This window comes from Pseudomonas sp. I2 (assembly GCF_040984075.1).
GTDB lineage: Bacteria > Pseudomonadota > Gammaproteobacteria > Pseudomonadales > Pseudomonadaceae > Aquipseudomonas > Aquipseudomonas guariconensis_B.
In genome coordinates this window covers 1-255 of sequence record NZ_JBCGFQ010000267.1, presented here as the reverse complement: position 1 = coordinate 255, position 255 = coordinate 1, and the positions used below count along the sequence as shown (strand labels likewise).

Sequence of the window (255 nt, the reverse complement as noted above, 5' to 3'; positions counted from 1 at the left end):
CACCCGGCGCGGCAACCACCAGTCGCGCACCGGTCATCAAGGGCCAGAAGAACTCCCACACCGACACGTCGAAGCTGAACGGCGTTTTCTGCAGCACGCTGTCGCGGGCATCCAGTCGATAGGCCTGTTGCATCCAGCACAGTCGGTTGACCAAGGCCGAATGGCGGTTGCCCGCGCCTTTCGGCCGGCCTGTGGAGCCGGAGGTGTAGATCACATAGGCCAGGTTTTCAGGGGCCACCGCCACGTTCGGGTTGC

General features: G+C 64.3%; 1 protein-coding gene. It reads right to left on the bottom strand.

The annotated features are described in order from the left end of the window. Positions 1-255: AMP-binding protein (locus WCE05_RS26560; protein ID WP_368816912.1), on the bottom strand; the 255-nt coding region annotated here is incomplete at both ends.